Raw genomic sequence first — 25,695 nt, 5'->3', positions numbered from 1 at the left:
GTGAAGAGCATAAGGTAAAATAGACATTCTGGCATTTTCGATCCGCCCGGCCTAAATCTGAGAGGAAAGCAATGAGCATCATGGAACCCGCGAAATTGGTCAAACTGACTCAGGACCCTCATAAGCTGCGCGACGAGCGTGAAAAAGTGCTTGAGGTTGCCATCGGCCGCGAGGTGCGCGCCTATCGCAAGAAACAGAACATCACCGTGGCCGAGCTTTCGAACATGACCGAACTCTCCATCGGCATGCTCTCCAAGATCGAGAACGGCAACACCTCGCCCTCGCTGACCACGCTGCAAACACTGGCCCATGCGCTTTCGGTGCCGCTGACCGCGTTTTTCAAGGAATACGAAGAACGCCGCGAGGCGGTGCATACCAAGGCGGGCCAAGGCGTCGAGATCGAGCGCGCCGGCACCCGCGCCGGCCATCAATACAATCTCTTGGGTCACATCGGATCGAACAGCAGCGGCGTTATGGTCGAGCCCTATCTGATCGAACTCAACTCCGAATCCGACACGTTCAAGACCTTTCAGCATGAGGGGATCGAGATGATCTACATGCTCGACGGCGAAGTCGGCTATCGCCATGGCAACGAGACCTATCACCTTACCCCCGGCGATACCCTGTTTTTTGATGCCGACGCCCCGCACGGGCCGGACCAGTTGATCCGTTTCCCGATCCGGTATCTGTCAATCATCAGCTATCCCCAGAAAAGCTAAGGCTTGGGGGAACGGTTGCTTGCCTTAACCGCAAACGATGAGGTCCGCGGTTCGCTAGGCCGCAGGACGGCCCAGCGATCCGCGCAGGGATTTGGGGCACCCTTGGCAACAGCCACCGCACCCCCTCACTTTTGTAACGGCGGCTCTGTCTCCAAATCTGGCCAGATACCGGGGCTGGTGGGCAGGCCATCGTCATACTGGCTCAGATACTCGATCATCATCGGGCGATTGGCGATGAACCCCTTATAGGTCGCCAGTTCCTCGGGCAGATCGCGCACCACACGGTGCAACCGGCGGCCCCATTTCGGCACGCTGACAACATCCTGAAACGCAATCAGATAGCACCGGATCGGAAACAGCAGCGCATTGGACCGCGGCAGCCGGAAAAACGTCTGCAACTCCACCCGCAAATGCTGTTTCGCGCCGATGTTCTCGGGCGTCAGCGTGGTCTTTTGCACGCCCCATTTGTGGTAGTTCTCGGGGCTGGTATCCAAGAGCGGATTAACCGTCATCGTCCAGTTCAGCCGCCGCGCGGGCGCGCCTTGCTGCACATTAAGCAGGAATTTCAGCGCGCGCTGGAAAATTCCCATCTCATGCGCCAAGGGCACCGGCGCGTGCCATTCAAAGAAATTCATGCCGATATCGAAATCAAGCGACCAATCCGCCTGTGTCGTGACCATCCCGGCATCCATCCACAGCATCTCGTCGCGCTGATCCAATACCGCGAAATCGCCCTGCGTCTGGCGGGTGATATATTCCAATGGGCCGCAGGGCAGCGTGGTTGGGTCAAGAAAGGTGAAACTGTGGTCGATCCCCATCGGCTTGTTGATCCAGCGCCAGCGGTTGCCATCGCGGTGCAGTTCAAAGAGGTCGGGGTAATCCTCGGCCTTGCAGGTCATGATAAGCTCGAGCACGTCCCACCCGGCCAGCGTCATATGCGGCAAAGACTGACAGCGCAGCGGATCATCGGCCAGCACCAACGCCCGGTCGCGCATCTCTGACAGGTAATGCTCGTCGACATCGAACCGTTTTTCATAGACCGAGCCCGCAGGCCCGCCGCGATGCTGCTCCATATTGACCGAATACATATAGCTGTCTTCGTGGAACGGGAACGGGAACCGCTTGATCGCCCAAGCCGAATTGCGGAACGAATAATCGTCGCGGAAGGTCTCGTTATTGAACTGAATGGTCATCTCGCGTGGCTCCTTATCGGTCCAGAACCAGCGTCTTGCCGATGAAACGGCTGACGCAAGGCATGATTTTCTTGCCGCTGGCATGATCGGCCTCGTCCAGCCAGTGATCGCGGTGCACGATTTCGCCGTCCACCTCGACCACATCGGTCTCGCATTGGCCGCAGGCCCCGCCGCGACAGAGGAACGGCGCATCGACCCCAGCCCGCTCGATCGCCTCGAGCAGGCTTTCGTGTTCGCCCACCTGAATCACCAGATCGGATTTGCACAGCCGCACTTCAAACGGCGCACCGGGTTGCGGCGCAAGGAATTCCTCGGAATGCACCGCCTCTTCGGGCCAGCCAAGGGCAGCGGCACGGGTCTTGACCCAAGTGATCATCCCCTTGGGACCACAGACATAGATATGCGTGCCCAAAGGTTGCCCGCTCAAGAGATCATCGAGCGGAATCGCCTGCTCCTGATCGTCGTAATAGACATGCGCCTTGTTGGGATACTTTCCCCGCAACTCATCGGCATAAGTGCCAAGTGCGGCGCTGCGGCAGGCATAATGCAATTCCCAATTGCCGTTCGATTGCTCCAACTGCGCGATCATCGCCATGAATGGCGTGATCCCGATGCCGCCAGCAAAGAACACATGCTTGCGCGCCCGCAAATCCAGCGGGAAAAGGTTGACCGGATAGGTGATGGTCATCGCATCACCCGGTTTGACATGGCGATGCATATAGAGCGAGCCACCCCGCCCCTCGTCATCGCGCCGCACCGAAATGGCATAAAGGGAACGATCACCGGGATCAGACATCAGCGAATAGGGGTTAAGCCGCGTGCGCCCCTCGTCGTGCATTTCCACGACCGTATGGGCGCCCGCCGAAAATGGCGGAAACTCTGCCCCGTCCGGGCGGCGAAATTCAAACCGCGTCACCAGCTCATTCACCGGCACCACAGCGGCGACAACCACCTCGATCTTTTCAGCCCCGGCGCGGGCCTTTTGGGGGGCGGCGCTCATGAATAAATCTCCTTTGCAGGGGGGATATTGCCGGGGTCTTCGGCATCGATGCACACGCCCTGAAAGGCTGCCAACCGGCGCGAATAGTGATCGCGGACAAAGAGGTTGAGGCCGCAATGCGAACACACAAAGGGATCGGTGGTCACATCCTCGGTGATCCCCTTGCAATGCACACATTGCATGCGCCGTGCGGTGGAGCCGCGATGCTCGGTCTGAATGGCGCTATGCGGAATACCCGCTGTCACCGCCTCATTCATCGCCTGCCCCATCAGCCCCTCTGTCCCCGCAAGATAGACCTGCAAGCCCATATGCGCATCCGACAACACCCGCCGCAGCCGCGGCACCGAAGCGGCATAGCTTGGCCCGACATAAAGCTGCGCCGGACCGGCCGCGCGCAGCTTCTCCACATAGGTCTCGCCCGTGCCCTTGGGGATATAAAGGACATGCGTCTTGGCCATCAGCCCCGCATCTTGCGCGGCCAGATCCAACAGCGCCTCAGCCCCCTCGGCATCGGCGATCATCAGATGCGCCTTGCCCGGTCGCGGGGCCAATGTGCCATAGACCGGGCGGCTGGCGATACTCTCCGGAAACTGGAATTTCGACATCTTCGCGTCTGCTCCCTTTCGCGTCATTAGAGCCAAAGGCCCGTGGGCCAAGGGGTTACCCCTTGGCCGCGCGGATCAGCTTGTCCTTGTCATAGAACGGCATCTCCTCGGCCACGCAACCGACCTCGGTGCCATCCGCATAGCGCACGCTCATCTTCGTGCCCGGCACAGCGCAGTCAACCGGCATCCGCGCGATCCCCACGTTATACCCGTTGAGGTTTGAATTCAGACCAAAGGTCACCACACCGACAACCTCGCCATCCTTGAGCAGCGGCGCGCCCATATCCGCCGCGCGCTTGCCCTCAAGCCGCACGCCGTAGATTTTGAAACGCTCCTTTCCCTTCAACGCATAGTGGTTTTCCGAGCCGCGGAACCCGGTCTTGCCCGGCGAGACGGTGAAATCAAGCCCCAGCTCCCACAGCGTATCGCCGCACAGATCGTCCTTGAACGGGAAGGTCTCGGAATTGTCACCCGGATAGAACAGCAGGTAGCTTTCCGTGCGCAAGAGATCGAGGGTCGAGAATTGCACCGGCACGATGCCCATGTCCTTGCCCTCTTCCAGAATCCGATCCCAAATCTGGATCGCATGCCGGCCCTGACAGAAAATCTCATAGCCGCGCTCGCCGGTATATCCGGTGCGCGAGATCATCACCGGCAGATCAAACAGCTTGGTTTGCAGAATGCCGAAATAGGCCAGATTGCGAATGCCCGGCACGTGCTTTTCAAGGAAATCCACCGCGACCGGCCCTTGCAGCGACATATCGTGCAGGTCGTCATCAAACAGCATGGCGACATTCTTGCCATAGGCGGCCATCGCCAGCGTTTCGTGACCGGTGCCGGTGCCATGCACCACCATCCAATGATTGACCGACAGGCGGTAAATCACGCAGTCGTCGATGAACTTGCCCGCATCATTCAGCATGCACGCATAAACCGCACGCCCCGGCATGATCTTGTCGACATTGCGCGTGGTGGCACGGTCGATCACGGCGGCGGCATGCGGCCCGACGATGTGCACTTTCTTGAGGCCCGACACATCCATAAGCCCCGCCTTGGTGCGGACTGCCAGATAATCCGCCTCGGCGCGCTCATCCGTGTGGTCATAGAACCATGCGGTGCCCATGCCATTCCAGTCGGTCAGCTCGCCACCGATCTCAGTATGACGCGGTGCGAGCGCAGATGTTCTGTAGATAATGGCCATGTCAGCCTCCCTGTCGGTGTTGTGTTTGGCGATATTCAGACGCAGATCGCAGCAAAAATCAATACTTTCATGCAGATTATTTTCCTGACGGGAATATATTTTTGCTGTATGCGCAAATACCGGTGGTCACGCCAAGTGAGCGACACTTCGATTCAAACTGGTTGACAGAGCGAGAAATCTTTGTCTCCCTTAGAAGAAAAAGTTTTCACCACCAATAAAACAACAAACTGCACAACAGGGAGAGTGCGATGAACGGCAACCTTGATGCGTTGACGACCATCTTCACCGAATTTTACTATTGGGTGACGGTCGTTTTCATGTTTCTGATCCACGTTGGGTTTTGCATGTATGAGGTGGGCGCCAGCCGCCGCCGCAACCACATGCATACGCTGATGAAAAACGTGATGGTGATTCCCCTCGTTACCGTGACCTTCTTCTTTTTCGGCTGGTGGATTTATTGGGCCTTCCCGATGTTCCCCTTCTTTGGCGGCCTGAATCATGAAATGGCGAGTGCCAATTTGCCATGGTCACCGAACATGGCCACCAACCTTGACGACCGGATCACCGGTGTGTTCTGGGCAGCCTTCCTGCTGTTTTCCTGGACCGCCGCTTCGATCGTGTCCGGCTCGGTGATCGAGCGGATTCGCTCCTCGGCGCTCTGGGTGCATGCGGTGCTGATCGGCTCGGTCTGGTGGATCATCGACGCGGCCTGGGGCTGGCACTATGACGGCTGGATGGTCAAATATCTGGGCTACCATGACGCCTACGCGTCTGGCGTGATCCATGCCATCGCGGGCGGCTATGCTCTGGGTGTGATCATGGTGCTGGGTCCACGGATCGGCAAATTCGCAGCCGACGGCACCCCGCGGGATATCCCGCCGCATAACCCTTGGATGCTGACCATCGGGATTTTCCTGATCTATACCGGCTTCTGGGGCTTTTATGCCGCCTGCAACGTGCCGCTCATCTCGCCCGAAGTCATTGGCGGCCAGATCACCGGCACCACCTGGACAGCCACAAATATCTACCTCGCGCCCACCTCGCTGTCGGCCATCACCTTCAACTTCCTCATGTCGCTCTCGGGCGGTCTGATGGCGGCCTATGTGGTCTCCAAGGGCGATGCCTTCTGGACGTTTTCGGGCGGTCTTGCCGGAATCATTACGGCCTCGGCAGGTAATGACCTCTATCATCCGGTTCAGGCCATGCTGGTCGGCGCGGTCGGTGTCGTGATCGTCTACAAACTGCACTTCTGGGTCGAGCGCCGCTTCAAGCTTGACGATGCTGTGGGCGCTGTTGCCGTGCACGGGTATTCCGGTGTGGTCGGCCTGATCATCGCGGGCTTCCTGCTCTGGGGCGCACCCTCCTCTCCGTTTGAGGGCTACGCGACAATCAACCCGCTGGGTCAGACCCTTGGTGCGGTGATCATGTTCTTCTGTCTGGGCTTCCTGCCCGCCTTCATCGTGGCCAAGATGCAGGCCGCCGCTGGCGTGCTGCGCATCCCGGTCGAAGTCGAATTGCAGGGTCTCGATTACGCAGAACACCACGCCTATGAGGATGCCATTGTTCAGGTCATCGAGGCCGACAAGGCCTATCTCAACACCAAACCAACCCCCGCAGAATAAGGATAAGGCACATGTCTACAATCGGATACGAATCCTGGGCAGTTGATCTTGCCGAAGTCGGGCCCATCTACCCCTTCCAAGGGTATGAAATCCCGATGGTCGTGGCGGGTGTGATCTTCTGGCTCGCATGGCACCGCATTCAATTTGTCCGCGAGGGCGAACATCTGGAACAAGCGCGCAAGATGGGCGATCCTGAAAAGATCCGCAAACATCTCGAACGCTACTGATCCTGCTCTGATTTGCGCGGGCGTCAGCTGCCCGCGCAAATACTTACAGGAAACTTTTATTCATTTGAGTTGCAGTCACCGGAGCCCGATGTTAGCCTCGGACTGAAGGGCCCCACGGGGCAGAATCACTAAAGTGGAGCAAACGCGAATGTGCGGGATTGTCGGACTTTTCCTGAAAGACAAAGCACTTGAACCCCAGCTTGGCAGCATGCTGACGGATATGTTGATCACCATGACGGACCGTGGCCCCGACAGTGCCGGGATCGCCATCTACGGTGCGCCTCAGGCGGGCCATGCCAAACTGACCATCCAGTCGGATACCGCTGCCCGCGATTTCGACGGTCTGGCAGAACGCCTGTCGTCCGAATTGGGCGCGCCGGTCACCCTGACCCGCAAGGATACCCATGCGGTGCTGGATTTCCCCGCCGACAAGGCCGCCGACACCCGTGCAGCGCTCGAGCGCCTCGTGCCCGGTGTGCGCGTCATGTCCGCAGGCGAAAGCATCGAGATTTACAAAGAGGTGGGCCTGCCCAAAGACGTGGCCGCCCGCTTTGAGATTTCCGCAATGAGCGGCACCCATGGCATCGGCCATACCCGCATGGCCACCGAGTCGGCTGTGACCACGATGGGCGCGCATCCCTTCAACACCGGGGCTGATCAATGCCTTGTGCACAACGGGTCGCTCTCCAACCACAACTCCCTGCGCCGCAAACTGCTGCGTGAAGGCGTGCGGATCGAGACCCAGAACGACACCGAGGTTGCCGCCGCCTATCTCACATGGAAAATGCGCGAAGGCGCAACGCTGGGCGAAGCGCTCGAAAGCTCGCTGGTCGATCTTGATGGTTTTTTCACCTTCGTGGTCGGCACCGAAGATGGCTTTGGTGTGGTCCGCGATCCCATCGCCTGCAAGCCCGCCGTCATGGCCGAGACCGATCAATACGTGGCCTTCGGCAGCGAATATCGCGCCCTCGTCAACCTGCCGAGCATCGAACAGGCCCGCGTCTGGGAACCCGAGCCCGCAACCGTCTATTTCTGGAAGCACTGACATGCAGACATTCGACCTAGCAGCCGATGGGCTGCGCAGCCTCAATGCCACCCTTCAGGCCCAGGCCAATGAGACCAACCAAACCGGTTGGGATATCATCAATCCGCGCGGCAGCCATGCCATCGCCGTCGGGCTCGACGCCCCTATCGAGGTGCATGTCATGGGCTCGACCGGCTACTACTGTGCCGGCATGAACAAACAGGCGACCGTGCATGTACATGGCTCTGCCGGTCCGGGTGTTGCCGAAAACATGATGAGCGGCACCGTGATCGTCGAGGGTGACGCCAGCCAATATGCCGGGGCCACCGGCAATGGCGGCACGCTTGTCATCAAGGGCAATGCCTCGTCGCGCTGCGGTATCTCGATGAAAGGTATCGACATCATCGTGCATGGCAACATCGGCCACATGTCCGCCTTCATGGCGCAATCGGGCAATCTCGTGGTCTGCGGCGATGCGGGCGACGCGCTTGGCGACAGCCTCTATGAGGCGCGCTTGTTCGTGCGCGGCTCCGTGAAATCGCTTGGTGCGGACTGTATCGAAAAAGAGATGCGCCCCGAACATCTCGAACTTCTTGCCGAGTTGCTGGAACGTGGCGGCTGTGACGCGAAACCAGAAGAGTTCAAGCGCTACGGCTCGGCTCGCCAGCTTTATAACTTCAAACCTGACAACGCATACTGAGGGCTCAGACCATGAAAGACGAGACCCACGGCGCTCCGCGCACCCAGCCGATCCAGTCGGCGACCTTTACACAGTCGATCAACGCCGAAATCCGCCGCGCGGCGGCCACCGGCATCTATGACATTCGCGGCGGCGGGGCCAAACGCAAGGTGCCGCATTTCGACGACCTGCTCTTCTTGGGCGCGTCGATCTCGCGCTACCCGCTCGAGGGATACCGCGAGCGCTGCGATACCTCGGTGACCCTGGGCACCCGCTTTGCCAAAAACCCCATTCATCTCGACATCCCGGTCACCATCGCGGGCATGAGCTTTGGCGCGCTCTCTGGCCCCGCCAAAGAGGCGCTTGGGCGTGGGGCCACGCTGGCAGGCACCTCGACCACCACCGGCGACGGCGGCATGACACCCGAAGAGCGCGGCCATTCCAAGAAACTGGTCTATCAATACCTGCCCTCGCGCTATGGCATGAACCCCGACGACCTGCGCCGCGCCGATGCAATCGAAGTGGTGGTGGGCCAAGGGGCCAAACCCGGCGGCGGCGGCATGCTCTTGGGTCAGAAAATCTCGGACCGCGTCGCGCAGATGCGCAACCTGCCCAAAGGGATCGACCAGCGCTCGGCTTGCCGTCACCCCGACTGGACCGGCCCCGACGATCTGGAAATCAAACTGCTGGAACTGCGTGAAATCACCGGCTGGCGGGTGCCGATTTATATCAAGGTCGGCGGCGCACGCCCCTATTTCGACACCACGCTCGCGGTCAAGGCGGGGGCCGATGTGGTCGTCCTCGACGGGATGCAAGGCGGCACAGCGGCCACGCAGGACGTGTTCATCGAACATGTGGGCCAGCCCATCCTCGCCTGCATCCGCGAGGCGGTGCGCGCGCTCCAGGACCTCGGCATGCACCGCGAAGTGCAATTGATCGTCTCTGGCGGCATCCGCACCGGGGCCGATGTGGCCAAATGCATGGCGCTTGGCGCGGATGCGGTGGCCATCGGCACGGCAGCCCTGATCGCGCTTGGCGACAATGACCCCAAGTGGGAGTCCGAGTATAACAAGCTGGGCACCACCGCAGGTGCTTATGACGACTGGCACGAAGGCAAAGACCCCGCAGGCATCACCACCCAAGACCCCGAGTTGATGAAGCGTTTCGACCCCATCGAAGGAGGCCGCCGCCTCAACAACTATCTCAAGGTGATGACGCTCGAGGCGCAGACCATCGCGCGCGCCTGCGGCAAAAGCCACCTGCACAATCTCGAACCAGAGGATCTGTGCGCCGTGACGATGGAGGCCGCCGCCATGGCAAAGGTGCCGCTCGCCGGCACCGATTGGTGGCCCGGCAAACCCGGCACCAGCTTCTGATCCTCCGCCAGGCGTGGCCCCACGGGCCACGCCCGCCAACATCCGATAACACATGACAACAGGGACCGAAAAAATGACCAGTGATCTGGCGAAATTTGCCAAGGACAAGGGCGTAAAATACTTCATGATTTCCTACACCGATCTGTTCGGTGGACAGCGCGCCAAGCTGGTGCCGGCAGAGGCGATTGCCGACATGCAAGAGGACGGTGCCGGTTTTGCAGGCTTTGCCACCTGGCTTGATCTCACGCCCGCGCATCCCGACATGCTGGCCGTGCCAGACCCCGCGTCGGTCATCCAACTGCCATGGCAACGCGATGTGGCATGGGTCGCCGCCAATTGCGTCATGGACGGCAAAGACCTGCCCCAAGCGCCGCGCAACGTGCTGCGCCGCCTCATTGCCGAGGCCGCAGCCGAAGGCATGCATGTCAAAACCGGCATCGAGGCCGAATTCTTCCTCCTGACCCCCGAGGGCGATCAGATCAGCGATCCCTTCGATACCAGCGGCAAGCCCTGCTATGACCAGCAGGCCGTGATGCGCCGCTATGATGTGGTGCGCGAAATCTGCGATTACATGCTGGAACTGGGCTGGGAACCCTACCAGAACGACCACGAAGATGCGAATGGCCAGTTCGAGATGAACTGGAAATATGATGACGCGCTGGACACAGCCGACAAACATTCCTTCTTCAAATTCATGACCAAATCCGTCGCGGAAAAGCACGGCTTCCGCGCCACCTTCATGCCCAAACCCATCGAAGGCATGACCGGCAATGGCTGTCACGCGCATATCTCGGTTTGGGATGGCCCCGGCAAACAGGCCAAGACCAACGTCTTTGCAGGCAAAGGCGAAGGCCAGACCGGCGAAGTCGGCCTGTCAGAGCGCGGCAAGCATTTCTTGGGCGGCATCATGAAACATGCCAGCGCGCTTGCGGCGATCACCAATCCGACCGTCAACAGCTACAAACGTATCAACGCGCCCCGCACCATTTCAGGTGCCACATGGGCCCCCAACTCGGTCACATGGACCGGCAACAACCGCACCCATATGGTGCGCGTCCCCGGCCCCGGCCGGTTCGAGCTGCGCCTGCCCGATGGCGCGGTCAATCCCTATCTTCTGCAGGCCGTGATCATCGCGGCGGGCCTCTCGGGCATCCGCTCCAAGGCTGATCCCGGCAAGCGTCACGATATTGATATGTATGCCGACGGTCACAAGGTGCGCGGCGCGCCCAAGCTGCCGCTCAACATGCTTGACGCGCTGCGCGAATATGACAAAGACAAAGAGCTCAAGGCGACCATGGGCGAAGATTTCTCCGCCGCCTATCTCAAGCTGAAGCGCCAGGAATGGAATTCCTTTGTCAGCCATTTCACCAAATGGGAACGCGACAACACGCTTGATATCTGAGCGCGTGACACACCAGATAACAGGCCCGCGCAAGAGATTGCGCGGGCCATTTTTGTTTGAGTTGCGCGCGCGAACTACGCAATTGGGTTTTACACGTACTGTGTGTGTTCCCGCGCGGAACAAGGCGCGGAACGCGCCGCCGCGCGGATCGCTGGGCCGTCCCGCGGCCTAGCGATTTTGAGACGAAACACCATACTGTCACGTTAGACAGACGTTGCTGGGATTAAGTGCCAGTTTAAGCCGTTGCTTCGCTAGTCCCCGGCCCAGCGACCGCGCAGCTCACAACTTAGCCACGCGGCCCTCACGCCCCCGACACCGGACACCCCTGCCCCAGGTGACCAGCCTCTTCCCGCCAATCCGGCACCGCGTTGATCAGCATATGCGCCGCACGGTGCAAGACCGCGCGAAATCGCTCGACCACCGGCCCTTCCATCCCCTCAGCGCGCAACGCCGCGTCGAATGTCTCCAGCCACATGGTCACATCCGCCTGCCGGATCGGCACATGCGCGTGAATCTCGCGCAGGTCCATATGCCCGAACCGCTCGCGATAATACGCGCGTCCCCCCAGAAACCCCGACAGGAATTCAAACTGCGTCTGGCGCGTATGCTCCAACCCATGCCCGCGAAAATGCAAGCGGTGCAGCGCGTAGACCGCAGGGTCCTGCTCCATCCGGTCGTAGAACGTCCGAACCAGATCCCGCAGTCGCGCTTCGCCGCCAATATCGTCAAGGGCTGTGCTCATGGTCCTCACTTTTGCAACCCTGCACGCCGCCTGCCTTGACCGAAATCAAGAGCGCGGTTTGGTCTTTTGCGGATCGTAATGGGCAAAGGGCACCACCTGCGCGGGCAAACGTTTCTGCTGCCCGTCAAGCTTGCCGATCTCAACGGCTGTGCCCACCGCATGATGCGCCACATCAAGCCGCGCCAAGGCGATATTCTTGCCCAAAAGCGGCGACCGCATCGAGGATGTCACCTCACCAATCTGCGCCCGACCGATATGAACACAATCGCCATGGCCCACCGCCACATTGCTGTCGATGTCGAGGCCCACCAATACCCGCGCCGGATGTTCCTTGCGCCGGATAAGCGCCTCGCGCCCGATGAAATCATCCGGTTTTGATTTCAACGGCACGGTAAACCCGATCCCCGCCTCGAACGGATCGGTCTGATCGCTGAAATCATAGCCCGCAAAGATCAGCCCCGCCTCGATCCGCACCATATCCAACGCTTGCAGGCCCATGGGCGTCAGCCCGTGATCCTTGCCCGCCGCCCAGACCGCATCAAAGACCTCGACCGCATGTTTGGGGTGACAGAAAATCTCATAGCCCAACTCGCCCGTATAGCCGGTGCGCGACACCACCACAGGCACGCCGTCGTGATCGCCAATGCGCGCGGGCGCAAAGCGGAACCAGCCCAGCTCTTCAAACTTGGGCTGATGCGGCGCGGTCCAGATCACCTTTTTCAAAAGATCGCGGCTCTCCGGCCCCTGCACGGCGATATTGTGCTGCATATCGGTGGACGAGCGCACCAGCACCTTCAGCCCCAGTTCCTGCGCCTTTTCGCGCAGCCATTCGCCACCATAATCACTGCCGCCAATCCAGCGGAAATTGTCCTGCCCCAAACGGAACACCGTGCCGTCGTCAATCATGCCCCCATGCGGATAGCACATCGCGGTATAGACCACGCCGCCCACCGGCAGTTTCTTGATATCGCGGGTAAAGACATACTGACACAGCGCCTCGCTATCCGGCCCGGTGATCTCGAACTTGCGCAGCGCGCTCAGGTCCAGCACCACGGATTTCTGGCGGCAGGCGTGATATTCCTCGATCGGCCCGGCGCTCGACATGGCACTAGCCAGCCAGAAACCGTTATACTCGATGAAATTCTCGGTAAACCGCGCGAAACACGGGTGAAATCCTGTCTGTTTGGTCATTTTTGGCTCCGCGTCGGGGGTGGGCCGATAGGCCACCGATCTTTGAAAGGTTTCCTTGCCGCTATAGGTGCGCACATGGATATCCGTGGGATTCCAGCCATTTGCGGCGGTGGTGTCATCCGGACAGGCCGAACTCACGCACACAAGATCCGTCAAGGCGCGAAGCAGCACATAGTCCCCCGGTCGCGTCCAGGGCTCATCGGTATACAGCACCCCATGCGCGTCAATGCCGGTGTTGAAGAAGAAATTGATGGCCATCCAGCCCGCGCGCCCCGTCACCCCATGCGGGGCCAAAGCGCCGTTGAAATTATCCGAACAGTTCACATGCCCCGGATAGCCGATATCGTCGTAATATTTCGCGGCACAGGCCAACGCAAAGGCATCATGCCGCCCGACCGTGTCCTGCACCACCTCGACCAGCGGCAACATATCCTGATCATAGTATTTCGCATGCAGCCCGGGCATCGGATAGGCATGGCCCATCAGCGTGCGGGTCGTGGTGACATCCAGCGCATGCTCGATGCCCTTGTCCAGCTTGCGCGCGGCGAAACACTGGAAATCGGTGCATTGCCGCCCGTCCACATCAAGGATCTGGATATAATCCCCGGCTTTTACGAAATAGGCCTCAGCCGTGGCCGAATGCACCCGCAGATCGGTCACCGGATCGGCCAGCGGATCGGGCAATTCAAAGCGCGCCGCGGATTTCAGCTTGGCACGCGTTACCCAAACCGTGAGCGGCGTCGCGGTATCCTGCGCTGCGAAATCCATGATCCCACCGGGGGCCGCGATCACCGCCACCCCGTCGCGCAGCACGGTGAATTCCGCCGCATCCCCGGCCGGGCTCATGCTGTCAAACACATCCACCGACCGCACCCGCGCCAAATCCATGCCGCGCGCCTCAAGGCCCATGCGCAAACCGCGCAATGATGTCTCGGACCCGGCAAGCAAGGCCTTCAGCCCAGCCGCATCGCCCGTGCCCGCCTCGCCCAGAATACCGGGATCAACCGTCCCATCCGGCCCCGCCGCCACGATCTCACAGCGTTGCCCGCCTTCGGTATTCACCACCCGCAGGCGATCCCCCGCTTCGATCCGGATTAGGATTGCACCCGCGCCGTCGACCACATAGCGTTCCGTCCCAGGAGGCAACGCAAACACTCGCGGCTCGACAATCACACTTGGCCGGGGCGGCCCCGCCTGAACCTCGGGATAGCGCGTTTCCAACACCTCGGACCTCCTTTTTCCCTGCAAGCTATTTGCATAAGCGGAATATTTATTTAACAATAAGAATATCGCAAGCCAGCCTTGCCAGCAACATGAAACCCGACCAGAGCCAGAATTGTCAGCCCTCGACAAAGGACAAGACCTAAAATGACTGCGTTGATCTTGGGGCTTGTCGCAGCCCTCGCTTGGGGCACCCATGATGTTTGCGTGCGTTATGTCAGCCAAAACAATGGCATTTTCGCGCCGCTCGTCTGGGTTCTGGCCTTCGGCCTTATCATCGTGACACCGATCAGCGCCTATGCGGGGCTGCACGCGCCCGAGGGGGGCGACATCGGCTTGGCGGTTTTGGCTGGTCTTTGCTTTGGCGTTGGCGGCACCGCGCTCTACCGCGCCTTTTCTATCGGCCCGGTGCGGCTGGTGGCGCCGGTGATCGGGGCCTATCCGATTCTCTCGGTGGGCTGGGCCAGCCTCAATGGCGCGCCCACGACAGCGCTCGAATGGATCATGGTCGGCCTCATCATCTGCGGCGTGGCCTATATTGCCCAGAGCGATGCCGGTCACGACCATGCCGAGGCCCCAAGCCCCCTGCCCGCCATCGCCTGGTCGCTGCTGGCCGCCGTGGGCTTTGCCCTGACCTTCGCCATCGGGCACAAGGCCACGGCGACGGGCGGCGAATTGCTGCTCTTGGCCCCGACCCGCGCCGCCGCCCTTGTGGTGGTGTTGGGCTTTGCGCTCGCGCTGCGTGCGCCTCTCGCCCTCACCCGCCGCCACACGCCGCTGCTTATCTTGATGGGCACACTCGACGCGCTGGCCATCGGCTGCGTGATTGGCGCAGGTCAGACCGCGCGGCCCGAATTCGCCGCCATCGGCGCCTCGACCTTTGGCGTGATCACCGTGCTCTTTGCGGCCATCTTCCTGCGCGAACGCCTGCGCGGCTCGCAATGGCTGGCGGTGCTGGGCGTCTTTACCGCCATTGGCGTGCTTGGCGGCGGGCACTGACCCGCCGCTTTCCTCGGTCTTCACAGATGCAAAAACCTCAGCCCTCGGCGATCAACAACGCGGCGGCCAGAAATTTGCGCCCGTCATCGAACACCGGCGGCTTTTCCCCCCGCCACCGCGCAGAGATGGGCCGTTCGGGCCGCGCCCCCGCCAGCAACTGCCGCAACGCCTGATCACTGTCCGCGGCAATCGCGCGATAGCGCTTGCGCATATTGTCGTGGAAGGTCTCGCGGTGCAGCGCCTCCATCCGCAGATGAAACAAGGACGAGCGGCTGCGCGGCTTGAACACCAGTCCACCCGCCACCTCAGGCGCAGTCCGCCACAGGGTCAGCGCCCGCTTTTGCAACTGCTCCGCCCGCGCGCCCTGCCCGGCATCCCGCGCCAGTACCGCAAGATTGGCAAGGCTTGTCGCCCGCCGCAAATCCCGCGCACTGAAAAACAGCCGCGCCACCCATCCGGCCCGCCGCAGCATCCGGTCTGCCCCCAAACGGTCGCCCGCCTGATAACTGGCACAGCCCGCCTCGGTCAGACGTTCCCAGACCAGATCAGCCCGCGACCAGCCCGCCGCCCGCGCCACCTGCATTTCGGCGTCGCCGCGCTCAAAGCCCCAGGTACGCGGCGCGAACATGTTCATTTCCACGAAGCTCATGGGCAGGCCCCTCCATTGCGGTGTTTCCGGTTTCCAACACATAGGCATGATGCGCCAGTTCCAACGCCAGTTCGGCATTCTGCTCCACCAGCACCACCGACAGACCCTGCGCGTTGATCTCTTCAATGATCCGCGCGATTTCTTCGACGATCACCGGCGCCAGCCCCATCGACGGCTCATCCATCAGCAACAAACGCGGCTTTGACATCAGCGCGCGGCCAATTGCCAGCATCTGCTGCTCGCCCCCCGACATGGTCTGCGCCCGCTGCACCCGCCGTTCCCGCAGGCGCGGGAAACGGTCATAGACCTGCTCCAAATCGCGCTCGATCTCGGGCTTGTCGCGCCGCAGAAACGCGCCGGTGCGCAGATTTTCCTCAACCGTCATATCCTTGAAGATACGCCGCCCTTCGGGCACATGCGCGATGCCATGCGCCACCACCTTATGCGCGGGCAGATGATCAATCCGCGTCCCCTCAAACAGGATTTCCCCCGCCACAATCGGGATCATCCCCGACATGGCGCGCAGCGTCGTGGTCTTGCCCGCGCCATTGCCGCCGATGATCGTCACGATCTTGCCCTCGGGCACGGCAATGGAAATATCGCGGATCGCGTTGATCTTGCCATAGTTGACGGCGATCTTGCGCATCTCAAGCAACATGGCGCGCGCCTCCCAGATAGGCCTCGATCACCGCCGGATGATGCCGGATATCCGCAGGCCCCCCTTCGGCCAGAAACTTGCCGAAACTCATGCAGGTGATGGTATCACACAGCCCCATGATCGCCTGCATGTCATGCTCCACCAAAAGGATCGTGATCCCATCCGCCTTGAGGCGGCGCATCAGCTCCATCATCTGCCGCGTCTCCTCGGGGTTCATGCCGGTGAATGGCTCATCCAGCAGCATCACATCGGGATGGCTGGCATAGGCCACCGCCAGCCCCAAAGCGCGCTGATGCCCATGCGACAGATCCCCGGCCCGCTCGTCGGCCAGATCGCCCAAACCAAAAAACTCAAGCGCCTCGCGCGCCCGCGCCTCTGCCCCACGCCGATCCTCGCGGTCCCAGCCGATGATCGCGGCAAAGATATTGGGCCGGAACGGCATATGCGTGCCCACCAGCGCGTTTTCCAACACCGTCAACTCGGCAAAAAGCGTCGAGTGCTGGAATGTCCGCACCACACCGCGCCGCGCCACCTCATGCATCGCAAGGCCGGAAATATCCTCGCCCCTGAGCAGGATTTGACCAGACGTCGGCGTATAGAACCCCGAGATCATGTTGAACGTGGTGGTTTTGCCCGCGCCATTCGGCCCGATCAGCCCATGGATGCTGCCATGTGCCACTTTGAACGACAGCCCATCCACCGCCATCAACCCGCCAAAGCGCATGGTCAGGCCGCGCATTTCTAGAAAATCGGTCATGCTGCGGCCTTTCTATCGGGTTTCGCCGTGGCTTTGCGCGGCAGGATTTTCTGAACAATGCTCTCCAACCCATTGGGAAGAAACAGGATCGACAGGATCATGATGGCCCCGTAAAACAGCGGCCGCGCCTGTTCGAACCCCATCCCCCGCAGCACGACCTCATTGATCACCGTCAGCAGGACACAGCCCAGAATGGGGCCGTAAAACGTTGTCGTCCCCCCCACGATGGCCCATGTCAGCACAAACACCATCACCTCGATGTCAAAGGAATTGGGGTTCACCGTGCCCACGTAATGCGCCTGAAGCGCCCCCGCGATCCCGGCAAACCCCGAGGCGATGGCAAAGGCCAGCGTGCGATAGGCCCGCAGATTCACCCCCGACGCCTGCGCCAGCTTGTCCTGCCAATGCACCGCGTGAAAGGTCAGGCCCACGGGTGACTTCTCGATCCGCCACAGCACCCAGAGGCAGACAGCAACAATCGTCCCGGCAAAGTAGTAATAAGACACCGGCTCGAAGAAATCGAAACTGTAAAACCCAAGCGAGAAATCCGGCATCGGATCAATCCCCGAAATGCCACGGGCACCGCCGAAGGGTTCGCGAAACCGCTTCCAGATCAGGCGGATGATCTCGCCCGCCGCGAAAGACCCGATCAGGAAATAAAACCCCTTCATCCGGAACAGCGGAAAGGACAAAAGCACCGCCAAAAGCGCCGCCGTAACCCCGCCCAGGATCATGCCCACCGGCACCGGCACGCCAAGGTTCTTGGTCATGAGAGCCGAGGCATAAGCCCCCACCCCCATGATCACCACATGCCCCAGCGACCATTCGCCAGTCAGCGTGAGCAACCGGTAGGACATGACCAAGAGGACATTGATCACCAGAAAGACAAGAATTTCCTGTTGCGAGAAACTCAGGCCATGCGGCAGCGCGATCAGCGCGGCAGCACCCAAAAGGAACATCACCGGCTTAAGCACGATCCGCACTCCCGAATAGGCCCGTAGGCTTGACGATCAGCACCACCAGCATAAGCGACAGACCCACGATATCGGCCACCACCCCATCCGAGAATGTGGTGACGAACGTATGGACAAAGGCATAGACCACCGAGGCGATGATTGCCCCCTCCAGCGACCCGACCCCGCCCACGATGATGACGATAAAGGCCGTGACAATCACTGAATGGCCCATATGCGGGTTGACCGAAACCAGCGGCGCGGTCAGCGCGCCTGCCACCCCCGCCAAGGCCGCACCAATGAACATGGCGATGCGCGCGGTTTGCGTGATCGAAATCCCCTGCAACGCCGCCGCCTCCGGGTCTTGTGCCGAGGCGCGTAGCGCCCAGCCAAACCGCGTCCGCTTGAGGAAATACCACAGCGCGCTCAACAAAACGACCGCCGCCACGATCACATAGATTCGCGCCACCGGCAGCCCCACCTTGTCAGAGATGCGCCAGACATCTTGCGTTACGGGCGGAATATGCTCCATCCGCACGCCAAACCCCATCACCGCCAGCGATTGCAGGATCATCAGAAACCCGATCGAGGCCACCAGACCGCCCAGCGGATTGCCCTTGAGCGGTCGAAACAGCCCGCGCTCCATCACAAGCCCCAGCATACCCACAAAGATCATGCCAATGGGCACAGCCACAAAGAACGGCAGGTGCATGTCAGCATAAAGCGCCACCACCGCATAGGCCCCGGCCATGAACAACTCGCCATGGGCGAAATTGATCACGCCCATGACGCCAAAGATCAGCACAAGGCCAACGGCCACCAAAGAAATATAGCTTGCTGCATAGACGGCGTTCAGGCCGGTCTGCGCCAGGAGTTCCATCATCGGAATGCTCGAATTTTAGAGAGGAAGGATAACAGCGCCCGCGTGCCGGGCGCTGTCCTGAACGTGCATCAGCCGCGCTGATCCCACATCTGGCCATAGGCCTGCATATGCTTGATCAAAAGATCGCCATGGCGGCTATACCAGTCGGGGATCGAGCGGAATTCCTTGATCACGGCCTTGCCGTTTTCAATCGCCACCACCGGCCAATCGCCGACCAGCGCATTGTCGATACCAAAAAGCTCGGTGCCCCACCATTCCGCCTCGCCAAAGGCGTGGTTGCCGGGGCCGTCTTTCATTGCCGCCAGCACCGCCTCGGGATCGGCAGAGCCTGCCTTTTCCGCCGCGACCTTCCATAGATCCATGATCGAGGCATATTCCCAGCTTACCGCGCCCCACTGACCGGGATGCCGCTTGTTGTACTCGGCATAAAATCCGTTGGGGTCTTGGAAATTCACGCTCTCGGCATTCAGCGCCGGATCGTCGAAATCGGGGAACTGGAAAATGAACCCTTCCATGAATTCCTTGGATGTCTTGGCGATCATCTGGTCATAGAAATCCGCCGTACAGCTGATGATCTGACCCTTGAAATTCTGCTGGAACAGTTGCTCTGCGATGGGGTGCACATAATCCGAATAGCACGTATCGAGACAGATGATATCGGGGTTCTTGGCCATCAACCGCGTCACCACCGGTGCAAAATCCGTGGTGGCCGGATCAAACAGCAACGGCTCATCCAGCATCTCGATCCCTGCCGCCTCAAAGGCCGCAAGATAGGTGGCCACCGACGGCAGGCCAAGCGCGTCATCCTGCGCGCACATCACCGCCGTCTTCAATTCCGGCTTATTCTGCGCCAGCCACTCGACACCCGTCACATTATAGATGGGATGCACCTCGGCCGGGGCCAACAGCGTCTTGGTATCGGGCGACAGATCCGACGGCAGCAACGTGGAAAAGAGCATCCCCGTGCGCTCTGCCACCGGCTGCACACCGGGCCAAGGATCGCCGCCCAGCATCATGATAAAGCTCACGCCATCCTCACGGATCAGCTTGGTTGCGCCGGTGCGCGCCTTGGCGGGATCGTATTCCTCGTCATAGGCCACAAATTCAACCGGATGCGCCCCATCCGCCAGCGTGATCCCGCCCGCGGCATTGACCCGCTCGGCCCAGATCATACAGCCATCAAGGCCCGGCTTGCCCCAGGCCGCCACAGCCCCCGTCAAAGGGGCCAAAAACCCGATCTTGATCGGTTCACCCGCCGCCAGCGCCACTTTCGGCAGGCCAAGCGCGGCAGTCGCCGCTGCGGAGGTTTTCAGAAAGGTCCGACGTGTGAACCCCTTAGAGATATATTTGGAAAGCATGCGTTCCTCCAACTGTTGGCACCGCGCGATATCGCGAAGCAGAGCGGAGCCAAGGACGACCTGTTTTGGTTCATTACCAATCCCAGAGACTATACCAGTTTCCGAAATTGGTTTCGGCTCACCAGCAAAGGCTAGCAAAGCGATTTGAAACTCACAAGAAAATTTGTTTCTTAGAGTTATAATTTACCCCGACTATCCCGCCAAATCTCTCATATTGCTCAGAATTTTAACTGGGTCGTTTTAGAGGCATCCGACCAATCTGCGCCCGCAGCCCGCAAAACTGGTCCGGAAGGGGATCGAAATTGGTTCCATGCCCCCGACCTGCGGCTTGTGCAGGGAACCGGTTCCGCCTAGATTTGCTGCAAACGGCCCCCGCGCCACACGAAGGACCCCGCTACGATGGCCAACCAGAGCACCACAGCCCAGCTTGTCACCAGCCATTCGGTCGGGGCCACCGTGCAGGTGGTGATCGACAGCCTCTTTGCCCGCATCAAATCCGAGGAATATCCCGAGGGCGCGCGCCTGCCGTCAGAACGCACGCTTTCGTCGGAATTGGGCGTGGCCCGCAACACCGTGCGCGATGCGCTCGATGTGCTTGAGGCGCGCAACATCATCCGCCGCCGTGCCGGATCGGGCAGCTTTGTCACGTACAAAAGCGAACTCACCCGCACCCCCAGCCGCAGCGCGCTTGCCGAAAATACCAGCCCGCTTGATCACCTTGTCGTGCGCGGCATTCTAGAGCCGGAAATGATCCGCCTCGCGGTCATCAACATGACGCCGCGCGACATCATGGAGCTCGACGACATCCTCACCCGAATGGAGGCGATCAGCACCGACGCCGCCGAATTCGTCGCCTGCGAAGAGGATTTCTATCGCAAAATCGCGGCAGGCACCGGCAATCCCCTGCTTGCCTCCTGCTATGATCTGGCGATCGAGGCCTGTTTGCAAACGCATCGCTCCACCATGATGCGGCGGCATCTCACGCCCAAACGCATCGAGGATTACCAGAAACGCTATAACGCGCTTTTCAACGCGATTTCTTCGCGCGATGTGGAAACCGCCGTAGAATACATCAAGCTGCACCTGATCGAGGAACAAAAAACCCTGCTGCAAGAGGACTAAGCGCAGGACGGCGCAGCCGCCTCAGCTCACCACCAGCCGCGCCTCAAGACAGGCCTTGCCCGCCCCCTGCCCGTGCCGCTGATGCCAAAGCTGGCCAAGGGCCGCCATTTCCGCCCGCAACAACGGCTCATGCCGCGCCAGCCAATCGGGGATTGACCCGAAACCAACGATCCGCGCCTTGCCGCCTTGGATTTGCACCACCGGCCAATCGCCAATCAGCGTATGATCAAGGCCAAACATATCCTGCCCCCACCATTGCGCCGGGCCAAAGGCGTGGTTGACCTCGCCCAACTGCCGCATCGCCGCCAGAACCGAGACTGAATTGACCGTTCCCGCCCGCTCGACCGCCGATTGCCAGATATCAAGGATCGCGGCATATTCCCAACTCACCGCCGTCCAGCTGCCCGGAAACCGCGCGTTGTATTCGTCATAAAACGCCTGCGGCTGGTTAAAGAAAAACGCCTTTTCCGCCAGCGCCGGATCGTCGAAATCGGGAAACTGGAACAGGAATCCTTCCATGAACTCGGGCGAGGTAAGCGCGATCAACTGCTCATAGCAATCCGCCGTACAGCTCAGGATTTGGCCCGCATAGCCCTGATGATAGGCATATTCCGTCATCGCATGCACCATCGGCGTATAGCTTGTACACCAGCACAGCATATCGGGTGCGGCCGCCAGCATCGGGGCCACCACCGCAGGGGCCGATGCCGTGCCCGGATCATACCGAATTTCCTCGATGATCTCGATGCCCACCGCCTTGAACGCCGCGCGATAGGCGGCCAGCGCCGGCAGGCCCAACGCATCGGTCTGCGCACAGAGCGCCACGGCCTTGATCTCGGGTCGGTTCTTGGCAATCCATTCCACCGCCGTCACCGTATAGATCGGCAGCGATTCGCCCGGCGCAATCAGATAGGGCGTGTCCGGCGACAGATCACTGGTCAACAAGGACGAGGTCAGCACCTTCTGCCCCATCAGGTAATCGCGCACCTCCGTGAACGAATCGCCCCCCAGCATCATCACCAGCGCCGCATCATGTTCCTGCACCAGATGCCGCGCCCCGGTCAGCGCATCCGCCCCGTCATATCCGCAATCATAGGATTCGAGCCGCACCGGGAATCGCCGCCCCCCCATCAGCACGCCCCCCGCCCGGTTGAGCCAATCCACCCACAAGCGACAGCCCTGCAATCCCGGTAGGCCCCACGATTCGACCGGGCCACTCAAAGGGGCCAGAAAGCCGATGGTCAGCGTCTTGCGCATGCCGACCGAAAACCGGGGCAACGCGCTCTGAATGGCCAGACGTTGTGCAAAACTCGAATTTGACATGAGCAATTTCTAGCAGGTTCCCGGCATTGCGCCAGCGGTTCATGGGAAAATATTATTCTTGGAAAGAAAAATTATTGACAAGCCCGCTCCCACAACTTCAATCTGGCATGAACCAAAGGCACCAATACATGAATATTGGTCCATACCAGCTTGGAGGGCAACATGACCAAAAAACGAATTGCAATCATCGGCGCAGGACCATCGGGCCTGGCCCAATTGCGGGCCTTCCAATCCGCCGCTGCCAAGGGCGCAGAGATCCCCGAAATCGTCTGCTTTGAAAAGCAGGACAACTGGGGCGGCCTCTGGAACTACACCTGGCGCACCGGCCTTGATCAATATGGCGAGCCGGTTCATGGCTCGATGTATCGCTACCTGTGGTCGAACGGCCCCAAAGAAGGCCTTGAATTCGCTGACTATTCCTTTGAGGAACATTTCGGCAAGCAAATCGCCTCTTACCCGCCCCGCGCCGTGCTCTTTGATTATATCGAAGGCCGCGTGCTCAAGGCCGGTGTGCGCGACCTCATCCGCTTTTCCACCGCCGTCCGCTGGGTCGAGAAGGACGGCGAGAAATTCAACGTCACCGTCTGCCATCTCCCCGAGGATCGCACCTATACCGAAACCTTCGATCACGTGATCGTCTGTTCGGGCCATTTCAGCACGCCCAACGTGCCCTATTTCCCCGGCTTCGAGAATTTCAAAGGCCGCGTCCTGCACGCCCACGACTTCCGCGATGCGCTGGAATTCAAGGACAAGGACATCCTCATCGTCGGCACCAGCTATTCCGCCGAAGACATCGGCTCGCAATGCTGGAAATACGGCTGCAAATCCGTGACCGTCAGCCACCGCACCGCCCCCATGGGCTTCAAATGGCCGGACAACTGGCAAGAGGTGCCGCTCCTGCAAAAGGTCGAGGGCAACACCGCCTATTTCAAGGATGGCACCACCAAGGATGTGGATGCCGTGATCCTGTGCACCGGCTACAAACACCATTTCCCCTTCCTGCCCGACGATCTGCGCCTCAAGACCGCCAACCGCCTTGCCACCGCCGATCTTTACAAGGGCGTGGCCTTTGTGCGCGAACCCGCGCTCTTTTACCTCGGCATGCAGGACCAGTGGTTCACCTTCAACATGTTCGACGCGCAGGCATGGTGGGTGCGTGACGCCATCATGGGCCGCATCGCCATTCCCGACCAAGCGACAATGGAGGCGGATGTTGCCGACCGTGTCGCCCGCGAGGACGCCGGACAGGATGACTATGACGCGATCTGGTATCAGGGCGATTACGTCAAGGAACTGATCGATGAAACCGATTATCCCAGCTTTGACGTCGAAGGCGCCTGTCAGGCCTTCAAGGAATGGAAGGGCCACAAGAAGAAAGACATCATGGGCTTCCGCAACAATTCCTATAAATCGGTCATCACCGGCACCATGGCCCCCTTGCACCACACGCCGTGGAAAGACGCGCTCGACGACAGCCTCGAAGTTTACCTCCAGAACTGAGTTTCCCTACCTGAGGTGGGCGGCCCTGCGCTGCCCACCCTTTTTTTGCCTCTGCATGGGGGCTTGATCTTGACCGCGCGTCGGCGCATGCACAGGGCTATGTTGCATCCCTGCCCTCATCCCGATTTTCCCTGATGCCGATTGCCCTCGACAGTCTCGCGGCGCTCGCCGCCCTGCCCTTTGACGAGGTGATCGATGTCCGGTCCCCCGCCGAATATGCCGAGGATCACATCCCCGGCGCGCTGAACCTGCCGGTGCTCTCGAACGAGGAACGCGCCCGCGTGGGCACCATCTATGTTCAACAGGATCGCTTTCTCGCCCGCAAAATCGGTGCGGCCCTCGTCTCCCGCAATGCCGCTGCCCATCTTGAGGGCCCGCTTGCGGATCGTCATGGCGGCTGGCGTCCGCTGGTCTATTGCTGGCGTGGCGGGCAGCGCTCTGGGTCCTTCACCGTCATCCTGCAACAGATCGGCTGGCAGGCCGAAACCGTCAAAGGCGGCTATCAATCCTACCGCCGCCTTGTTGCCCGCGCTCTCTATGAAGAGCCGTTTCCCGCCCCCGTCCGCCTCATTGACGGCGGCACCGGCACCGGCAAGACCCATCTCTTGACCCATCTCGCTGCCCTTGGCGCGCAGGTGATCGACCTTGAGGATCTCGCCGCGCATCGTGGCTCGGTCTTTGGCCCCGTCGCGGGCGGGCAACCCTCGCAAAAGTCATTCGAAAGCGCGCTTGCCGCCCGCATGGCCCGGCTTAATCCCACCCGCCCGGTCTATATCGAGGCCGAAAGCAGCCGCATCGGGCGCATCACCCTGCCCCCCATGCTGGCCCGCGCCATGCGCAGCGCCCCCGTGATCCGGATCAATGTGCCGCTTGCCGCCCGCGTGTCCAATATCTGCACCGATTACACAGACCTTATCGCCGATCCCCAACGGCTTGACGCGATCCTGTCGCGCCTTGTGCAATATCACGGCCATGAGCAAGTGGACCAATGGCGCGCCCTTGCCGCATCGGGCGATTTTCCCAGCCTCGTGGCGCAACTGATCGAGACCCATTACGACCCGCGCTACATCCGCAAACCCCGCCCCGAAGGCATCACGCCACTCGAACTGCCCGATCTGTCAGAGGCAACGCTACAAGCGGCAGCAAAGGGCTTGATCCAGAGCGGGTAGGCTTGGGTTTACTGCTGACCACTAAGCCGGGCGGGTCGCTGGGCCGGGGACTAGCGAAGCAACATCCGCGGCTGCCACTTTATGCGTGCCAAGTCCGTGTGACCTCTCAGCGAGGCACTCCC

The 25,695-nt window shown here is 60.5% G+C and carries 24 protein-coding genes; 11 read left to right on the top strand and 13 right to left on the bottom strand.

The window, feature by feature from the left end:
- The first annotated feature begins 71 nt into the window (after window positions 1-71).
- The gene (locus tag ACLGGT_RS16435; RefSeq protein ID WP_008280801.1) at window positions 72-719 is read left to right on the top strand and encodes a helix-turn-helix domain-containing protein; all 648 of its coding nucleotides are present in this window, start codon (window positions 72-74) and stop codon (window positions 717-719) included.
- Window positions 720-844: 125 nt separating this feature from the next.
- On the opposite strand, the gene ACLGGT_RS16430 is transcribed toward ACLGGT_RS16435, so the two are convergent.
- The 4 genes from ACLGGT_RS16430 to ACLGGT_RS16415 are packed head-to-tail and all read right to left on the bottom strand — an operon-like array spanning window position 845 to window position 4,718.
- Window positions 845-1,912 carry a heme-dependent oxidative N-demethylase family protein gene (locus ACLGGT_RS16430; protein ID WP_008280800.1) on the bottom strand — a complete coding sequence of 356 codons (1,068 nt, stop codon included), beginning with the start codon at window positions 1,910-1,912 and terminating at the stop codon, window positions 845-847.
- A 13-nt stretch (window positions 1,913-1,925) separates the two neighbouring features.
- Window positions 1,926-2,912 carry a PDR/VanB family oxidoreductase gene (locus ACLGGT_RS16425; RefSeq protein WP_008280799.1) on the bottom strand — a complete coding sequence of 329 codons (987 nt, stop codon included), beginning with the start codon at window positions 2,910-2,912 and terminating at the stop codon, window positions 1,926-1,928.
- Window positions 2,909-3,544: a dimethylamine monooxygenase subunit DmmA gene (gene dmmA / locus ACLGGT_RS16420; protein ID WP_375553681.1), complete on the bottom strand. Its 636-nt coding sequence runs from the start codon at window positions 3,542-3,544 to the stop codon at window positions 2,909-2,911. The genes ACLGGT_RS16425 and dmmA overlap by 4 nt, the downstream gene beginning before the upstream one ends.
- A 28-nt stretch (window positions 3,545-3,572) precedes the next feature.
- Entirely contained in the window at window positions 3,573-4,718 is a 1,146-nt protein-coding gene (locus tag ACLGGT_RS16415) for an aminomethyltransferase family protein (RefSeq protein ID WP_008280797.1), read from the bottom strand.
- A gap of 248 nt (window positions 4,719-4,966) precedes the next feature.
- On the opposite strand from ACLGGT_RS16415, the gene ACLGGT_RS16410 reads away from it, so the two are divergent.
- The 6 genes from ACLGGT_RS16410 (at window position 4,967) to glnT (ending at window position 11,048) form a co-directional block, all read left to right on the top strand.
- Window positions 4,967-6,340, top strand: coding sequence for an ammonium transporter (locus ACLGGT_RS16410; protein ID WP_008280796.1), 1,374 nt, complete (start codon window positions 4,967-4,969; stop codon window positions 6,338-6,340).
- A gap of 11 nt (window positions 6,341-6,351) precedes the next feature.
- A complete protein-coding gene (locus ACLGGT_RS16405; protein ID WP_081506070.1) occupies window positions 6,352-6,567 on the top strand; it encodes a hypothetical protein in 216 nt (71 codons plus the stop codon).
- A gap of 148 nt (window positions 6,568-6,715) precedes the next feature.
- Entirely contained in the window at window positions 6,716-7,612 is an 897-nt protein-coding gene (locus ACLGGT_RS16400; protein ID WP_437196879.1) for a class II glutamine amidotransferase, read from the top strand.
- 1 nt (window position 7,613) lies between these two features.
- Window positions 7,614-8,291 (top strand): protein GlxC, encoded by a 678-nt coding sequence (locus ACLGGT_RS16395; protein WP_081506069.1) that lies wholly within the window; start codon window positions 7,614-7,616, stop codon window positions 8,289-8,291.
- A gap of 11 nt (window positions 8,292-8,302) precedes the next feature.
- Window positions 8,303-9,646 carry an FMN-binding glutamate synthase family protein gene (locus tag ACLGGT_RS16390; RefSeq protein WP_008280792.1) on the top strand — a complete coding sequence of 448 codons (1,344 nt, stop codon included), beginning with the start codon at window positions 8,303-8,305 and terminating at the stop codon, window positions 9,644-9,646.
- Window positions 9,647-9,719: 73 nt separating this feature from the next.
- A complete protein-coding gene (glnT, locus tag ACLGGT_RS16385; RefSeq protein WP_008280791.1) occupies window positions 9,720-11,048 on the top strand; it encodes a type III glutamate--ammonia ligase in 1,329 nt (442 codons plus the stop codon).
- Between the two features lie 301 nt (window positions 11,049-11,349).
- Here glnT and ACLGGT_RS16380 read toward each other — a convergent pair whose 3' ends face one another.
- Both ACLGGT_RS16380 and tdm read right to left on the bottom strand, forming a co-directional pair.
- Complete coding sequence (locus tag ACLGGT_RS16380; protein WP_219436226.1) at window positions 11,350-11,790, bottom strand: cyanoglobin; 441 nt, start codon at window positions 11,788-11,790, stop codon at window positions 11,350-11,352.
- A 45-nt stretch (window positions 11,791-11,835) separates the two neighbouring features.
- A complete protein-coding gene (gene tdm, locus ACLGGT_RS16375) occupies window positions 11,836-14,205 on the bottom strand; it encodes a trimethylamine-oxide aldolase Tdm (RefSeq protein ID WP_437196876.1) in 2,370 nt (789 codons plus the stop codon).
- 144 nt (window positions 14,206-14,349) lie between these two features.
- Here tdm and ACLGGT_RS16370 point away from each other — a divergent pair, with 144 nt between their 5' ends.
- On the top strand, window positions 14,350-15,201 hold the full coding sequence (locus ACLGGT_RS16370; RefSeq protein WP_008280788.1) for a DMT family transporter: 852 nt from the start codon (window positions 14,350-14,352) through the stop codon (window positions 15,199-15,201).
- Window positions 15,202-15,238: 37 nt separating this feature from the next.
- Here ACLGGT_RS16370 and ACLGGT_RS16365 read toward each other — a convergent pair whose 3' ends face one another.
- From ACLGGT_RS16365 to ACLGGT_RS16340, 6 genes are all read right to left on the bottom strand, one after another.
- Window positions 15,239-15,850, bottom strand: coding sequence for a tetratricopeptide repeat protein (locus ACLGGT_RS16365; RefSeq protein ID WP_437196874.1), 612 nt, complete (start codon window positions 15,848-15,850; stop codon window positions 15,239-15,241).
- The gene (locus ACLGGT_RS16360; RefSeq protein ID WP_008280786.1) at window positions 15,801-16,508 is read right to left on the bottom strand and encodes an ABC transporter ATP-binding protein; all 708 of its coding nucleotides are present in this window, start codon (window positions 16,506-16,508) and stop codon (window positions 15,801-15,803) included. The genes ACLGGT_RS16365 and ACLGGT_RS16360 overlap by 50 nt, the downstream gene beginning before the upstream one ends.
- Entirely contained in the window at window positions 16,498-17,265 is a 768-nt protein-coding gene (locus tag ACLGGT_RS16355) for an ABC transporter ATP-binding protein (RefSeq protein ID WP_008280785.1), read from the bottom strand. The genes ACLGGT_RS16360 and ACLGGT_RS16355 overlap by 11 nt, the downstream gene beginning before the upstream one ends.
- On the bottom strand, window positions 17,262-18,239 hold the full coding sequence (locus ACLGGT_RS16350; RefSeq protein ID WP_437196872.1) for a branched-chain amino acid ABC transporter permease: 978 nt from the start codon (window positions 18,237-18,239) through the stop codon (window positions 17,262-17,264). The genes ACLGGT_RS16355 and ACLGGT_RS16350 overlap by 4 nt, the downstream gene beginning before the upstream one ends.
- On the bottom strand, window positions 18,232-19,101 hold the full coding sequence (locus tag ACLGGT_RS16345) for a branched-chain amino acid ABC transporter permease (protein ID WP_437196871.1): 870 nt from the start codon (window positions 19,099-19,101) through the stop codon (window positions 18,232-18,234). The genes ACLGGT_RS16350 and ACLGGT_RS16345 overlap by 8 nt, the downstream gene beginning before the upstream one ends.
- A gap of 68 nt (window positions 19,102-19,169) precedes the next feature.
- Window positions 19,170-20,459 (bottom strand): ABC transporter substrate-binding protein, encoded by a 1,290-nt coding sequence (locus ACLGGT_RS16340; RefSeq protein WP_008280782.1) that lies wholly within the window; start codon window positions 20,457-20,459, stop codon window positions 19,170-19,172.
- A gap of 399 nt (window positions 20,460-20,858) precedes the next feature.
- Between ACLGGT_RS16340 and ACLGGT_RS16335 the strand changes: the two genes are divergently transcribed.
- Window positions 20,859-21,581 carry a FadR/GntR family transcriptional regulator gene (locus tag ACLGGT_RS16335; RefSeq protein WP_008280781.1) on the top strand — a complete coding sequence of 241 codons (723 nt, stop codon included), beginning with the start codon at window positions 20,859-20,861 and terminating at the stop codon, window positions 21,579-21,581.
- Between the two features lie 21 nt (window positions 21,582-21,602).
- Here the strand turns inward: ACLGGT_RS16335 and ACLGGT_RS16330 are convergent, their stop codons facing one another.
- Window positions 21,603-22,904 carry an ABC transporter substrate-binding protein gene (locus ACLGGT_RS16330; RefSeq protein ID WP_437196869.1) on the bottom strand — a complete coding sequence of 434 codons (1,302 nt, stop codon included), beginning with the start codon at window positions 22,902-22,904 and terminating at the stop codon, window positions 21,603-21,605.
- A 162-nt stretch (window positions 22,905-23,066) separates the two neighbouring features.
- Here ACLGGT_RS16330 and ACLGGT_RS16325 point away from each other — a divergent pair, with 162 nt between their 5' ends.
- Both ACLGGT_RS16325 and mnmH read left to right on the top strand, forming a co-directional pair.
- Window positions 23,067-24,404 carry a flavin-containing monooxygenase gene (locus tag ACLGGT_RS16325; RefSeq protein ID WP_151979246.1) on the top strand — a complete coding sequence of 446 codons (1,338 nt, stop codon included), beginning with the start codon at window positions 23,067-23,069 and terminating at the stop codon, window positions 24,402-24,404.
- 134 nt (window positions 24,405-24,538) lie between these two features.
- Window positions 24,539-25,573, top strand: a complete 1,035-nt coding sequence (gene mnmH / locus ACLGGT_RS16320) for a tRNA 2-selenouridine(34) synthase MnmH (RefSeq protein ID WP_437196868.1) — start codon at window positions 24,539-24,541, stop codon at window positions 25,571-25,573.
- The last annotated feature ends 122 nt before the right edge of the window (window positions 25,574-25,695 follow it).

The organism is Roseovarius sp. MS2, from assembly GCF_051447875.1.
Taxonomy (GTDB): domain Bacteria; phylum Pseudomonadota; class Alphaproteobacteria; order Rhodobacterales; family Rhodobacteraceae; genus Roseovarius; species Roseovarius mucosus_A.
The sequence above is the reverse complement of the archived record's forward strand: the minus strand, read 5'-3'. Positions and strand labels throughout refer to the sequence as shown.